The organism is Calidithermus timidus DSM 17022 (genome assembly GCF_000373205.1).
Taxonomy (GTDB): Bacteria; Deinococcota; Deinococci; order Deinococcales; family Thermaceae; genus Calidithermus; species Calidithermus timidus.
In genome coordinates this window covers 37143-50193 of sequence record NZ_KB890688.1, presented here as the reverse complement: position 1 = coordinate 50193, position 13051 = coordinate 37143, and the positions used below count along the sequence as shown (strand labels likewise).

Here is a 13051-nt window from a genome sequence, read left to right as displayed (position 1 = left end):
CCGGTATCACACGTCTGAGCCTGTGAGGATGGTCGTGCGAAACTCCAACCAGACGTAGTTGGTTGTGGGTAGTTCATTGAGGCCTACCAGAGGAAGGCCCCAGGAGGCTGATCCAAGGCGCAAATGCCCTGGGCGCAGGCGCTATACTGGCCCTTTGGGTATTCGTATGCGCGACGCCCTCGAAGCCCTGGAATTTCAGCGCGTTCGCCAGGCCCTGGCCGAGCGGGCCTCGACCCTGATGGGTCGGGAGGCTGCCCTGCGCTTTGGTCCTAAGATCAGCCTCGAGGAGGCCCTGGCTCAGCAAGCCACCGTCGCCGAGGCGGTGGCCTACAGCTATCGCCTGGGAGGCATCCGCGACCTGCGACCGGCGCTGGCGGCGGCGCAGGAGGGGCGACGGCTGGAGGGCATCGACCTGCTGAGCGCGGCGCACAGCCTCGAGGCCGCCAGCGAGCTCAAGCACGAGCTCCTGAAGATCGGCGAGCGGCTGTCGGCCCTGGCGGCACGCATCGGCGAGCACACCCTGTTTCGTCGGCGGGTCAGGGAGTGCTTGGATGACGGGGGTAACGTGCGCGACTCGGCCAGCCCACGCCTGCGGGAGATCCGCTCCTCGCTGAGTCCCCTGCGCGCTCGCATCCAGGAGCGGCTCTACAGCATCATGGACCGACAAGCCAGCGCCATCCAGGACCGACTGATCACCATCCGACGCGACCGCTACGTGATTCCGGTCAAGGCCAGCTTTCAGAACCAGCTTCCCGGCATCGTGCTCGACCAGTCGGACAGCGGGCTCACGGTCTTCATGGAGCCCGCCAGCATCGTGCCGCTCAACAACCAGCTCGCCAGCTTGCGCCTGGAGGAAGAAGCCGAAGTAAACCGCATCCTCTTCGAGCTGTCGAGCCTGCTGGCGAGCGACCCCGAGTTGCCGGCGACCCTCGAGGCCTTAGTCGAACTCGACTTAGCCCGCGCCGCCGCCAACTTAGCCCAGGACTGGGGCCTAACCCGGCCCCGCTTCGAGCCAGGCACTTACCGGCTGCTCCAGGCCCGCCATCCGCTGATCCAGGGGGCCGTGGCCAACGACATAGAACTCACCGGCGAGCACCGCATTCTGCTGCTCACCGGGCCCAACATGGGCGGCAAGACCGCGCTGCTCAAAACGCTGGGCCTGGCCGTGCTGATGGCCCAATCCGGGCTCTTCGTGGCAGCCCAGAGTGCGGTGCTGGACTTCCCCACCCAGCTCTTCGTGGACATCGGCGACGAACAGAGCCTGCAAGAAAGCCTCTCGACCTTCGCCGCCCACCTGCTCAGGCTCAAAGAGGTGCTCACACACGCCGATTCTCAGAGCCTGGTACTCATCGACGAGCTGGGCTCGGGCACCGACCCCGAGGAGGGCGCGGCGCTGTCGCAGGCCTTCCTCGAACAACTCCTGGCGCTGGGAGCGCGGGGCCTCATCACCACCCACCTCACCCCCCTCAAGGCCTTCGCCCAGGAGCAGCCCGGCATACGCAACGCCTCCATGCGCTTCGACCTGGAGAAGCTGCGCCCCACCTATCACCTGACGGTGGGCTCACCAGGTCGCAGCTACGCCCTGTCCATCGCGCGGCGGCTGGGCTTCCCGGCTGAGGGCGTGAAGCGGGCCGAGGAACTGCTGGGGCCGGAAGGGGGCCGGGTGGAGCGCCTGCTGGCGGCCCTTGAAGCCGAGCGCGAGGCCGCGAGGAGCGAGCGAGAGAAGGCCGCAGCCGCCGCCAGCCAAGCCGAAGCCCTACGGCAGAAGCTCGAAGAGCGGCTGGGCGAGCTCGAGGCCCAACGCGAAAAGCTGCTCGAAGAGGCGCGCGAGAAGGCCGAGCGGGTGGTACTCGAAGCCCAGCAGCAGGTGCGCCAGGCCCGCGAAAAGGCCAGAGCCCAAGGCCAGGGCCAGGCCCTGCAGGAGCTGCTGCAGTTGCGCAGCCGCTATCATAAAGCCCCCAAGGGCCAGCCTCCCCCCCAACCGGGCCTCCAGGTCGGCGCGGTGGTAGAGGTGCCCGATTACGGCAAGGGCAGCATCGTCGAAATCCGCGGCAGCGAGGCCGTGGTGCAGATGGGCGCGGTGCGCATGAGCTTCCCCCTCTCGAGCCTAAAGCCCAAGGAGGAGGAAAAGCCCAAGGGCTCAGGCAGCAGCCGCCAGCGCTCGAGCTTCGACACCGAGCTCAACCTGCGCGGCCTGAGTGTCGAGGAAGCCCTCATCGCCGTGGACGATTACCTCGAGGAGGCCAGGGCCGTGGGGGCTACCCCCCTGCGCCTGCTCCACGGCAAGGGCACCGGGGCTCTGCGCAAGGCCCTGCGCGAAGCGCTCAAGCGCGACAAGCGGGTGCAGAGCTTCCACGACGCCGTCCCCTACGAAGGGGGCCACGGGGTGACGGTGGTGCATTTGAAGTAGGGTGCGTGGCCATGGTTCGCCGCATACCTCCAGACCAACGGCATTTCCCTTGACTCCAAAGCTCATTCAGTCGGGCAAAGCCTAGAGCGCTCTTCACAAATATCGAGCCATCCGGGACTAAGAATCCTTTGTCCTAGTGGCCGCCGGGATGGGCGGCCACGTCTGTGAAGAGCGCTGTAACAGCCTCATGACACACCCTCTCTTATGACCAGCTAGAATGGGTTCACGTGAGTTCCAGGAGGCGACGTGAAACGAGTGCTGGTGTGGACAATGGTGTTCATGGGCCTGAGCCTGGCCCAAGTTGAGGTGAGCTTTTGGCACGCGATGGATGGGCCGGCGGGGCGGGCCATCGACGAATTCGCACGAGAGTTCAACAGCCGGCAGCGCGAGTACAAGGTGACGCCGCGCTACGTGGGCGACTACCGCGAGGCCGAGAGCAAGCTGGTGGCGGCGCTGCGCTCGGGGTCGGGGCCCACCCTTTACCAAGCGGAGGTGGTCTTCTTTCCCAAGCTGGTGGCCGAAGGTTCCGCGCTCGCCCTCGACGAAGCGGTAGCCAGTGTGCCCAAGGCCCTTACTGACGACCTATACGAAGCGGCCTGGGACTACGGCATCGTCGGCGGCAAGCGTTACGGGCTGCCCTTCAACACCTCGACGCCGGTGCTGTTCTTCAACGAGGACCAGCTGCGGGCCAAGGGCCTAAAGGTGCCGGGCAACTGGGCCGAGTTCGGCAACGTAGCCCGCGCCCTCACCAGCCGCTCCTCCAAGGGCTTTATCGCCCTCTCCGAATCCTGGACTTTCGAGGCCATGGTGACCAGCCGGGGTGGCAACCTCGTCACCCCAAGCGGCAGGCCGGCTTTTAGCTCCAAAGAGGTCGTGGAGGCGCTGGAGTTCCTCCAAAGCCTCAGCAAAAGCGGCTCCATCACCGCCCGCAACCTCGCCGAGAGCACCTTCGCCCAACTCGACTTCGTACGCACCAAGGGCATGATGGTCTTCGCCTCCATCGCTAACTGGCCCGCCGCCGAGAACTTCTCCTTCGCCTTCAAGCTCGGCGTGGCCCCGGTGCCGCGCGAGCCGGGCGGCAAGGTGCCGCTAGGTGGAGCCCAACTGGTCGTGATCAAAGGAGCTAAGCCCGAAGAACTCAGAGGCGCAGTGGAGTTCTGGAAATACCTCATGGAGCCGGAGGTCATCGCCCGCTGGGTGCAGGCTTCGTACTACGTACCCCTGCGCAAATCCGCCACCCCGCTGCTGGAGCAGTTCTACCGCGAGAACCCCTACCGCAAGGTGGCCTTCGAGCAGATCGCCTACGCCCAGCCCCGTCCCCGCGTACCGCAGTTCGCCACCTGGCGCAACTTCCTCGAGGAAGCCCTCGAGCGCGCCCTCAAGGGAGGAGTCCCGGCACGGCAGGCCCTCGAGGAGGCACAGCGCAAGGCAGAAGCGGTGCGTTGAGGAAAAGCGACGAATGCGCTGCGCACAAGGCGCCGTAGGCGGTATCCGTAGAATCGCTCTAATCATCAAAGCGCATAGTCGATGACCACCGGGGCATGATCGGAGAGCAAGGGCTCGGGGTGGATGCGCGGGCTATGGGCCACCCCTGCAAGGCCCGGCGTGCTGAAGTGGTAGTCCAGCCGCCAGCCCACGTTCTTGGCCCTGGCCTGTCCGCGCTGCGACCACCAGGAGTAATGCACCGCCTCAGGGCCGACCAGCTCGCGAAAAACGTCTACGTAACCTGTGTTCAGCAAGTCGTCGATCCAGGCCCGCTCCTCGGGCAGGAAACCGGAGTTCCGTTGGTTGGACCTCCAGTTCTTGAGGTCGATAGGCTTGTGAGCGATGTTGAAGTCGCCGCAAACGATGTGCTCGCCCTCGAGCCCCCCCAAGAAGGGCAGAAGCTCGTCCAGGAAGCGCATCTTTTCAGCCTGACGCACCGGCCCAGACGAGCCCGAGGGCACGTAGACCGAGACCACACTGTAGCCATCGAAGACGGCCCGCAGGAAGCGCCCCTCGCGGTCGAAGTCGGAGCCCATGCCCACCTGGAGGTCTTTGGGCTTTTCCCGGCATAGCAAAGCCACCCCGCTGTAGCCCGCTTTCTCGGCGGGATGCCAGTAAGCGTAGTAGCCCTCGAGTTTCCCCAACTCCCGCGGCAGCTGCTCCGGCAGGCAGCGCACCTCCTGCAAGCAGATGACGTCGGGTTCCTGGTCTTTGAGCCAGTCCGCCAGGCCCTTGGCTACCGCCGCACGAATCCCGTTGACGTTGAGGGTGACAACCCGCATGAAGGACAGATTACGAGCCTGACATGACTATTCGCCAACCTAGTGAGGCAGCCGCTTTTGCAGCAGGCCGTAAGTGAAAGTTCCCAGCAGCGCCCCCAACAGCAGCACCGCCACGCTCAGGAAGCCGCTACCGATGAGGGCGTAGATGGGACCGGGGCAGGCCCCCACCAGCCCCCAGCCCAGACCAAAGATGGTTCCACCATAGATGTAGCGCCGCCAGCCCGGCTCACGCTCCTCGACCCTCAGGGCCCTCCCCTGCTTGTCCTTCAGACCCAGACGGCGGATGAGCCACAAGGAGACCATCCCGGTAAGCACCGCGCTGCCGATCACCCCGTACATGTGGAATGAACCAAAGCGGAACATCTCCTGGATGCGATACCAGGAGGAGATCTCCGAGCGGATGGCGATGACCCCAAAGGCCACCCCCGCCAGGAGATAGGGAGTGTAGGCCAGGACCTGGCTAAAGCGCCGCGAAGGATGCGTGGGTTTGAGCGCCTGTTGCATGGGTTACCTCAGAATCAGGGGCAGGAGCCAGTGGGCCGAGACCAGCCCGCCGATGAAGAAGCCGATCACCGCGATCAGTGAGGGCAGTTGCAGCGCCGAGAGCCCGGTGATGGCGTGACCCGAAGTGCAGCCACCCGCCCACCTCGAGCCGAAGCCGATCAGAAAGCCCCCACCCAGCAAAAGCAAGAGGGTTTTTGGGTTCAACAAAGAGGCCAGGCTGAAGAGTTCGGGGGGCATGTAAGCCTGGGTGGCCTCGAGGCCCATCCTCTGCAACTCGGCGGTCACCTGAGGGTTGATCTGGGGAGGGTGGCTGTTGGGCCACACCACCCCTGCCAGGAAGCCCCCAATCACGACGCCCAGCACGAAAGCCAGACTCCAGGCTTCAGCACGCCAGTCGTAGTGGAAAAAAGGCACTCGACCTCGCACGGCGATGGCGCACAGGTGCCGCAGACTGGAGGAGATTCCGAAGCGGCGGTTGCCAAGGAGCAGCAGTAGGGGAACCGTAAGGCCAATCAGAGGACCGGCCACGTACCAGGGCCAGGGTTGCACGAGCCAGCTCATAAACCATATACTGCCGCAAAAGTAAACAACAATTGTAAACTAGTATGAATTCTCCACAGGGCATGAGGCGCAAGCTGCCCGGTACAGCGGGTTGGGAAACCTCCTTTCGTATCGACGCGCTAGCCGATGATCTCTTCGGGCTTGAAGAAGATGCCGATCTCACGGGCGGCGCTTTCGGGGCCATCGGAGCCGTGGATGATGTTCTCGTCCACGGTAGTGGCGAAGTCGGCGCGGATGGTGCCGGGAGCGGCCTCCCAAGGACGGGTCGCGCCCATGAGGCGGCGCATCTCGCTGATGGCCTGGGGGCCTTCGACCACCATGGCCACCACGGGTCCGCTGGTGATGAAGTTGACCAGCCCCTCGAAGAAGGGTTTGCCCTTGTGCTCGCCATAGTGGATCTCGGCGGTCTCGCGCGAGATCACCATCTTCTTCATGGCAACGATCTTGAAGCCCTTGCGCTCGATGCGGCTGATGATCTCGCCGGTGAGGCCACGGCGCACGCCATCGGGTTTGACCATGATATAGGTGCGTTCCATACCGCCCAAGAGTCTACCGGCCTAAGCAGGTCGTGGGAAGGGGCGGCGGCAGGATGGGGTAAGGGTGGGGGTTTTGCGAAGAAGGCTACCGCTGGACCTCGAGCTCGAGCTTGACGTTGCCCCGCTTGGTCTGGCCAAGCATCCGCTTTACGCGCAGCACCCCCAGCCCCTCGGCCACCAGGGTGTCGCCCTCCTTCACCTCGTCCTTGGCGCTCACCGTTTTGCCCGCGATCCTGACCCTCCCGGCCTTGACGCCCTGGGCGAAGTAGCTGCGTGAGACGCCGAAGCCCTTCGAGCCCACCGCGTCCACGCGCAAGCTGGGCACCACCACGCTGCGGGTGCGCTCACGGGACTTGGGCAGCTCCTCCGGCAAGGCCTCCCGCACCGTGAACCCAGCCTCCAGAAGGGCCTTGATCCCTTTGGGCAGCGTGACCAGCAGGAAAGTCTCCCGGGCTTCCTCGAGGTCGCCCAGCAGGCCGGGCTCGAGCACGCCGCGCAGCCGGTCCTCCAGGGCCTCGAGGTCGCCCTCGAAGCACAGCACGGCGACTTTGGTGGGGTCGGAGACCCTGGGCACCTCGGGTGGAAACAGCACCGCCACCTGGCGAAGGGCCATGGGCAGGCCGCCAAAAAACTCCACTTGCAGGCCCTCGGCCTTGGCCAGGCGGCGCAGTTCGTCCTGCTGGTCGGGCTCGAGGAAGGGGGTCTGCACGACCCGCCCACCGCGGGCCTTGCTCACGTAGCTCTGCATAGGCTCGATGATAACAAGTTGTGCGCCTAAGGGCTCTCCAACGAGTGGCCCGTGTTGTGCTCGGTTAGAAAGCTCTCAGCCAATCCCCAGGCTCTGCTCAAGATAATCCGAGGGTTGTGATAAAAGCCTGGCTTCGCGGACGCCCGCTTGATCTTTCTATCTAGTCAGACTAGACTTATGAGGTGGAACGCACCTGGCAGCTTCAAGAAGCCAAGGCCCGCTTCTCCGAGGTGGTGGAGCGGGCGCTCGGAGGCGAACCCCAGGCCGTGACCCGGCGGGGCCGTCCTGCGGTGGTGGTGCTAGACTGGGCCACCTATACCCGCCTGCGGGGGAAGGAAGCCTCCCTCCTCGAGGCCCTCCGTCCTTCGGAGCCCCTCACCGACGAGGAGGCCGAGACCCTCTTCAACCGCTCGCCGGTGGAGTACCGGGAGGTGGGCCTCTGAGCTACCTGCTGGACACCAACGTGGTCTCCGAGGCCGCCCGGCGTCAGCCCCACCCCAGGGTGGTGGCCTGGCTGGAGGGGCTTTCGGTGGGGGAAGCCTACCTTTCGGCGCTGACCCTGGGCGAGCTGGTGCAGGGAGCCGTTCGCACCCCCGAGCCGCGCAGGCCGGTGCTGGAGCGGTGGATCGCGGACCTCAAGCGCCGCTTCGCCGGGCAGATTCTGCCCCTGGATGGCGAGATCATGGAAACCTGGGGCCTCCTGAGCGGCCAGGCCCTGAACGAAGGCCGCCCCCTCTCCCCTCTGGATGCCCTGCTGGCCGCCACCGCTCTGCGGCGCGGGCTCACCCTGGTCACCCGCAACACCGCCCATTTCCAGGGCCTGCCCCTTCGGCTCCTGAACCCCTGGGAGGGCTGAGCAAAGGCAAAGGGCCTGCCTGTTATACCAGATTCGGTCAGTTCGTCACCGAATGGGAACGAACTGACCCGACCGAAGGGAGTGCTCTAGGATTCAAAAAGATAGCCTCTGAAGGTCTTTGGTTTGGGTGATTATCTTTTTGAATCCGGTATTATACCAGATTCGGTCAGTTCGTCACCGAATGGTGGCGCCGCCCCGCCAAGGCGGGGCGGTCGACCGTCAGGGAGGGGTGTGCCCTGGGTTTTGGTTTTGCAGAGTATCTTTTTGAATCCGCTATTATGCGACCACGCGGGCCTTCAGGCTTTGGGCCAGGGCGTCCAGGTCGGCCTGGAAGCGGTCGAGGGTAGAGGCTTCCTCAGGCCTCAACCCCAGATGGGCTTTCTCCAGGACCTCCTCGAATTGCTCTACCGCAATTGCATCCTCCGGTCGGGTGAGTAGTTCATGGGAGCCATTCGCTTCACGCTGAGGTCGTGAGGCACTCATACCCGGCCCCCGCCCTGCCGCCAGAGCTGGGCGTAGAGCCCCCCACACGACAGCAGTTCGGCGTGACGACCCTGCTCGACCACCCGCCCCCCCTGCAACACCGCGATCTTATCGGCGGCCTGCACCGTGGAGAGCCGGTGAGCCACCACCAGCACCGTGCGCCCCGGGCGAACGGCCTCGAGCGCCTCCAACACCCGCGCCTCGCCCCTGGGGTCGAGGGCGCTGGTAGGCTCGTCGAGCAACAGGATGCGCGCACCGCGCAGCAGGGCCGCGGCCAGGGCCAACCGCTGGCGCTGGCCCACCGAAAGGCCACCCCCCTCCTCGCTCAGCTCGCTGGCCAAGCCTCGGGGCAATTCGTCCAGCAGGTACACCTGGCGCAGAACGGTCGCCATGGCCTGGGGAGATGCCCCCGGAGCCAGGGCCTCGAGGTTCTCCTGCACGGTGCCGCCAAACAACAGCGGTTCTTGGGGAACCCAGGCCACCTGGGCCCGCAGGAACGCGGGGGCATAGGCTTGCAACGGCCTGCCATCCAGCAGCACTTGACCCGAGTCCGGGCGGTACAGGCCCAGCAGCAAGCGCAGCACCGTGCTCTTCCCCGCCCCCGATGGCCCCACCAGTGCGGTGAGGGTGCCGGGCTCGAGGCTGAGGTCCAGGCCGCTGAGCACCGCCTCGTCGCCATAGGCAAACCATACCTGCCGCAGCTCGAGCCGTCCCTCGAGACCCTCGGGACTCAGGGAGCCCGCGGGAATGGCCCCCCTCAGCCGCAGCAGTCCCATCACCCGGCCCGCCGCCCCCTCGGCCTGCGAGAGCAGCATCCAGCCGCGCGAGAGGGTCTGGAGGGGGGTGATGGTCAGGGCCAGCAAGGTCAGGTAGGCCGTGAGATCGCCCAGGCTGAGCTTTCCTGCTTCAACCTGCCCCACACCCAAGAAGAGCAGCAGCACCACGATCGCGCCCGTCGCGAGCTGGGAGAGGGGCAGGTAGAGCGAGCCGGTGAGCACCCGCTGCAACCCCATGGCGAAGTGGCGCCGACTGTGCTGGGCAAAGCGGGAACGGGCGAAGTCCTCCAGCCCCAGCGCCCGGATGAGCTCGAGCCGCCCAAAGCCCTCGGCCATGCCCCCGGCCAACCGCTCGGCAGCCTGCTGGGTGCGCTCGCTCTGAAGGGTGACCCGGCGGCCCACCCAGCCCAGCAGCAACCCTAAAACGGGCAAGCACAACAGCAGGTAGAGCGTCAGTTCGCCGTAACGCCAGAGCATCTGCCCCAGCAGGGCCAGCAAGGTAAGGCCTTGGATCAGCACCGTGCTCAGGCCGAAGAAGATGAAGCTCTCGAGCTCGCGCAGGTCGGCCAGGATGCGCCCGGAGAGGGCGGCGGGGGAGGCCTTGAGCTGGGCGAGGTCAACCCGTAGCAGGTGCTCGAGCAGCCGCTCGCGCAGCTCCTTGGGTAAGCGCACCGAGAGATAACCCACGCAGGCTTCCTGCAAGTACCCTCCTACGGCCAGCACCCCGAACAACCCCAGGCCCAACCCCAACAGGCGGGGCAGCTCGCCAAAACGCCCCTGGGCCAGCACCTCGTCGAAGAGGGGTTTGACCAGCCAGACCGGAAGCAGGGCCTGAGCCAGTGCGGGGAGAAGGGCAAAGGCCACCGTGAGCAGGAGGTGGGGCCAGTACGGATGCAGCAGCCGAAACAGAAAGGGAACTCTCATGCGACTCCAGTAGAATCTACATCGCATCACGGATCTAGGCACCTGGCATACTCCAGCAAGGCCATCCCTACACCTAGGCCGCATTTTTAGGAGAATGGTAGCGATGAAACGCGTATTGACCTCTCACGGCCAGATCCTCGTATTGGGCCAACCTCACAGCCGCTCCACCGACGTCATTGACCCCATCTCGACCTACAACCTGGGACCGGGTCATGTGGTCATCACCCGCATCGGCTTCGCCCCGGACAAGATGAGCCAGCGAAGAAGGCAACTGCAAGACGTGTTCAAGCCGGTGGCACCGGGGGAAGAGGTGGTGGTGCTGGACCGGGAGATCTACCAGCAGTGGATCAGCGAGCTGCGGCCAGCCGAGCGCGCCGACTTCGAGACCACGCTGGTGATGGCCGAACCCAAGGGCAACGACAAGGTGGCCATCCTCGAGTTCGTCGTCGAGGCCCTCACCCCCCAAGGCCCCACCAGCATCGAAACCACGGTGCTCATCAGCGTAGAAGACGCTTTTCTGAGGGTTTTCCCGCGTTGAGGGTCGGCGGTATTCGTGGAACCGCTCTAGCTATCGCCCCTCAAGCGCATACCCCAGCCTCGCCTCGAGCCCGGCCTTGACCCTGGGCCAGTCGTCGTCGGTGATGGAGTAGACCACCGAGTCGCGGATGTGCCCGTCTGGGGTGATCGCCGCCTTGCGCAGCACGCCCTCGCGTACCGCGCCGAGCTTTTCCATGGCCCGCTGGGAGCGTTCGTTGCGCACGTCCACCGTGAACTGCACGCGGACGGCGCCCAGGTCCTCGATGGCGTGGCGCAGCATGAGGTACTTGCTCTCGGGGTTGACGAAGGTGCCCTGATAGGGCCTGACGATGAAGGTGCCGATCTCGAGCTTGCGGTGGGCCTCGGCGATGCCCACATAGGAGATACGCCCGGCGAAGTCCTCATCCACCCGGATGGCCCAGTTCATGCGGCCCGGTTCGTTGTTGAGGTACCCGATGTACTCCTCGTAGCCTGCCACATCCCCCGCCGGCGGGGCTCCCCGCGACATGTAGGCGAACAGCTCGGGTTCGTGGTGCTTGGCCCACAACGGCGCGTGGGCGGTGGTCAGGGGCTCGAGGCGGACATAGCGTCCTTGAAGCACGACGGGCTTGACCCACATACGCCCTTCAAGCTACCACCCAGCCCCCGGTATGAAGGAGAGCTAAACCCCGAGCCCGGCAAATCACCGCCCAGCGGCTGGAAATGCCCTAAACTGGGGGCAAATGATCCGAATCGGCATCCTGGCAGTGACCGAGCGGGGCAACATGAACGGGCGGCTCGAGCAGGTGCGCGGTGTTCTGGACGAACTGCTGGGCCAGACCCCTTTCTCGGTGGTCGCCTTCGAACTCGTCCCCGACGAACCGGCCCAGATCAAGCGAATCCTGCGCCTATGGGCCGACCGCGACCACCTGGAGGTGATCTTCACCACCGGCAACATCCGCCTCACCCCCCGCGACCACACCCCCGAGGCCACCCGCGAACTACTGGAAAAAGAAGCCCCCGGCCTGGCCGAGCTGATCCGCCGCGAGAGCTTCCAGCACAACCCGCTGGCGGCCCTCTCGCGGGGCGTCGCCGGCCTGCGCGGCCAGACCCTGATCGTCAACCTGCCGGGCGGCCCGCAGGGAGTTCGGCAGGCGCTAAGCGCGCTTTTGCCCCTATTGCCCACCGCCGTGGAACAGGCCACTGGTCGGGAGATCGAGATGCAGGGAGCCGAGTTCTAGCGCAGGCAGCACAGCAGCCGCGGTGGTCGAAGGCCCTCGATCCTGCGGTAATTTAGGGTATGTTTCGCTCCAGCCGCACCCCCCAACCCGGCGTTTTCCTGCAGATGGACGCGGCCAAGGCGGCTGCTAGGGCCTCCGGCCTGCGGGTGATCGACCTCTCGATTGGCGCTTCCGACCTACCGCCGCCCCCTGAGGCCCTGCAAGCCCTGCGTGAAAGCATCGACGACCCCGGCACCTACGGCTACTGCCTCAAGAGCGGCACCCTACCCTTTCTCCGGAGCGCCACCCGCTGGTATGCCCGGCGCTACGGGCTCGAGCTCGACCCTGAGCGCGAGGCGCTGAGTCTGATCGGCTCACAAGAAGGGCTGGCCCACCTGCTCTTAGCCGTGGCCGACCCCGGCACGGTGCTGCTGATGCCCGAGGTGGCCTACCCGCCCTACTTCGGAGCGGCCAGGGTGGCTGGCCTCGAGGTCTTTCCCATCCCCCTGGGCCCCAACCTCCTGCCGCTGTTAGGGGCCATCCCGCACCAAGTCGCCGCGCGCGCGCGGGTGCTGCTGCTGAACTACCCCAACAACCCCACCGCTGCCGTCGCCGACGAAGCCTTCTGGCTCGAGGCCCTGGCCTTTGCCCAAGAGCACGACCTGCTCTTGGTCCACGACAACCCCTACCTCGACCAGCTCTACGAGGGCAAGGCCGTGTCGCCGCTGGCCCTGCCAGGAGGAAGGGAGCGGGTGGTGGAGCTTTTCAGCTTCTCCAAGAGCTTTCACTTAGCCGGCTTCCGCCTGGGCTTCGCGCTGGGCAGCGCCGAGGCCTTGGCCTCGCTGGAAGCCCTCAAGGGCCCCATCGACTTCAACCAGTACCTCGGCATCCAGCGCATGGGCATGGCCTGCCTCGAGCTGCCCGAGGAGCGTTTAAAACAAGAAGCGCTCATCTGGAAAGCCCGCGCCGAGGCGATGGTTCAGGCGTTGGGTGAAATTGGCTGGCACTGCAAGCGGCCCCAGGCCTGCATGTACCTGTGGAATCGCCTACCCGCAGGCTTGGGCCTGGACGACCTCGAGTTCTGCTTGAAGCTGGTCGCCGAGACCGGCGTGGCCCTCAACCCTGGCCGCAGCTTCGGCCCCGGCGGGGTGGGATATGTGCGCTTCGCGCTGGTGCAGCCCGAGCCCGTGCTGCGCGAAGCCGCCCGGCATATTGGAGAGTTCATCCGCCGGCACACGCGAGATTGAGCA

15 protein-coding genes are annotated in these 13051 nt (G+C 65.6%); 7 read left to right on the top strand and 8 right to left on the bottom strand.

Translation table 11 applies throughout. The features are described from left to right. Positions 1–166: 166 nt before the first annotated feature. Positions 167–2410, top strand: coding sequence for an endonuclease MutS2 (locus B047_RS0103450; RefSeq protein ID WP_018465559.1), 2244 nt, complete (start codon positions 167–169; stop codon positions 2408–2410). A gap of 246 nt (positions 2411–2656) precedes the next feature. After that, the gene (locus B047_RS0103445) at positions 2657–3856 is read left to right on the top strand and encodes an ABC transporter substrate-binding protein (protein WP_018465558.1); all 1200 of its coding nucleotides are present in this window, start codon (positions 2657–2659) and stop codon (positions 3854–3856) included. Between the two features lie 65 nt (positions 3857–3921). On the opposite strand, the gene B047_RS0103440 is transcribed toward B047_RS0103445, so the two are convergent. The 5 genes from B047_RS0103440 to B047_RS0103420 all read right to left on the bottom strand — a co-directional run bounded on the left by B047_RS0103440 (position 3922) and on the right by B047_RS0103420 (position 7026). Next, positions 3922–4677 (bottom strand): exodeoxyribonuclease III, encoded by a 756-nt coding sequence (locus tag B047_RS0103440; RefSeq protein WP_018465557.1) that lies wholly within the window; start codon positions 4675–4677, stop codon positions 3922–3924. Between the two features lie 39 nt (positions 4678–4716). Next, entirely contained in the window at positions 4717–5181 is a 465-nt protein-coding gene (locus B047_RS0103435; RefSeq protein WP_018465556.1) for a DUF6691 family protein, read from the bottom strand. Between the two features lie 3 nt (positions 5182–5184). Next, on the bottom strand, positions 5185–5742 hold the full coding sequence (locus tag B047_RS0103430) for a YeeE/YedE family protein (RefSeq protein WP_018465555.1): 558 nt from the start codon (positions 5740–5742) through the stop codon (positions 5185–5187). Positions 5743–5861: 119 nt separating this feature from the next. Further along, positions 5862–6278 (bottom strand): nucleoside-diphosphate kinase, encoded by a 417-nt coding sequence (gene ndk, locus B047_RS0103425; protein ID WP_018465554.1) that lies wholly within the window; start codon positions 6276–6278, stop codon positions 5862–5864. Between the two features lie 85 nt (positions 6279–6363). After that, complete coding sequence (locus B047_RS0103420; protein WP_018465553.1) at positions 6364–7026, bottom strand: S4 domain-containing protein; 663 nt, start codon at positions 7024–7026, stop codon at positions 6364–6366. Positions 7027–7208: 182 nt separating this feature from the next. Here B047_RS0103420 and B047_RS0103415 point away from each other — a divergent pair, with 182 nt between their 5' ends. Together B047_RS0103415 and B047_RS0103410 are read left to right on the top strand one after the other, a co-directional pair. Then, positions 7209–7469: a type II toxin-antitoxin system Phd/YefM family antitoxin gene (locus tag B047_RS0103415; RefSeq protein WP_018465552.1), complete on the top strand. Its 261-nt coding sequence runs from the start codon at positions 7209–7211 to the stop codon at positions 7467–7469. Next, positions 7466–7882 carry a type II toxin-antitoxin system VapC family toxin gene (locus tag B047_RS0103410; RefSeq protein WP_026234541.1) on the top strand — a complete coding sequence of 139 codons (417 nt, stop codon included), beginning with the start codon at positions 7466–7468 and terminating at the stop codon, positions 7880–7882. The genes B047_RS0103415 and B047_RS0103410 overlap by 4 nt, the downstream gene beginning before the upstream one ends. Before the next feature lie 276 nt (positions 7883–8158). Here the strand turns inward: B047_RS0103410 and B047_RS18290 are convergent, their stop codons facing one another. Both B047_RS18290 and B047_RS0103400 read right to left on the bottom strand, forming a co-directional pair. Next, entirely contained in the window at positions 8159–8365 is a 207-nt protein-coding gene (locus B047_RS18290; protein WP_245533692.1) for a hypothetical protein, read from the bottom strand. Further along, positions 8362–10065: an ABC transporter ATP-binding protein gene (locus tag B047_RS0103400; RefSeq protein WP_018465549.1), complete on the bottom strand. Its 1704-nt coding sequence runs from the start codon at positions 10063–10065 to the stop codon at positions 8362–8364. Before B047_RS0103400 ends, B047_RS18290 begins: the two co-directional genes overlap by 4 nt. Before the next feature lie 103 nt (positions 10066–10168). Here B047_RS0103400 and B047_RS0103395 point away from each other — a divergent pair, with 103 nt between their 5' ends. After that, entirely contained in the window at positions 10169–10603 is a 435-nt protein-coding gene (locus B047_RS0103395) for a hypothetical protein (RefSeq protein WP_018465548.1), read from the top strand. A 30-nt stretch (positions 10604–10633) separates the two neighbouring features. Here B047_RS0103395 and B047_RS0103390 read toward each other — a convergent pair whose 3' ends face one another. Next, positions 10634–11221: a GNAT family N-acetyltransferase gene (locus B047_RS0103390; protein ID WP_018465547.1), complete on the bottom strand. Its 588-nt coding sequence runs from the start codon at positions 11219–11221 to the stop codon at positions 10634–10636. Positions 11222–11324: 103 nt separating this feature from the next. Here B047_RS0103390 and B047_RS0103385 point away from each other — a divergent pair, with 103 nt between their 5' ends. Beyond that, entirely contained in the window at positions 11325–11822 is a 498-nt protein-coding gene (locus B047_RS0103385; protein ID WP_018465546.1) for a MogA/MoaB family molybdenum cofactor biosynthesis protein, read from the top strand. A 59-nt stretch (positions 11823–11881) separates the two neighbouring features. Beyond that, positions 11882–13048: an aminotransferase class I/II-fold pyridoxal phosphate-dependent enzyme gene (locus tag B047_RS0103380; RefSeq protein WP_018465545.1), complete on the top strand. Its 1167-nt coding sequence runs from the start codon at positions 11882–11884 to the stop codon at positions 13046–13048. The last annotated feature ends 3 nt before the right edge of the window (positions 13049–13051 follow it).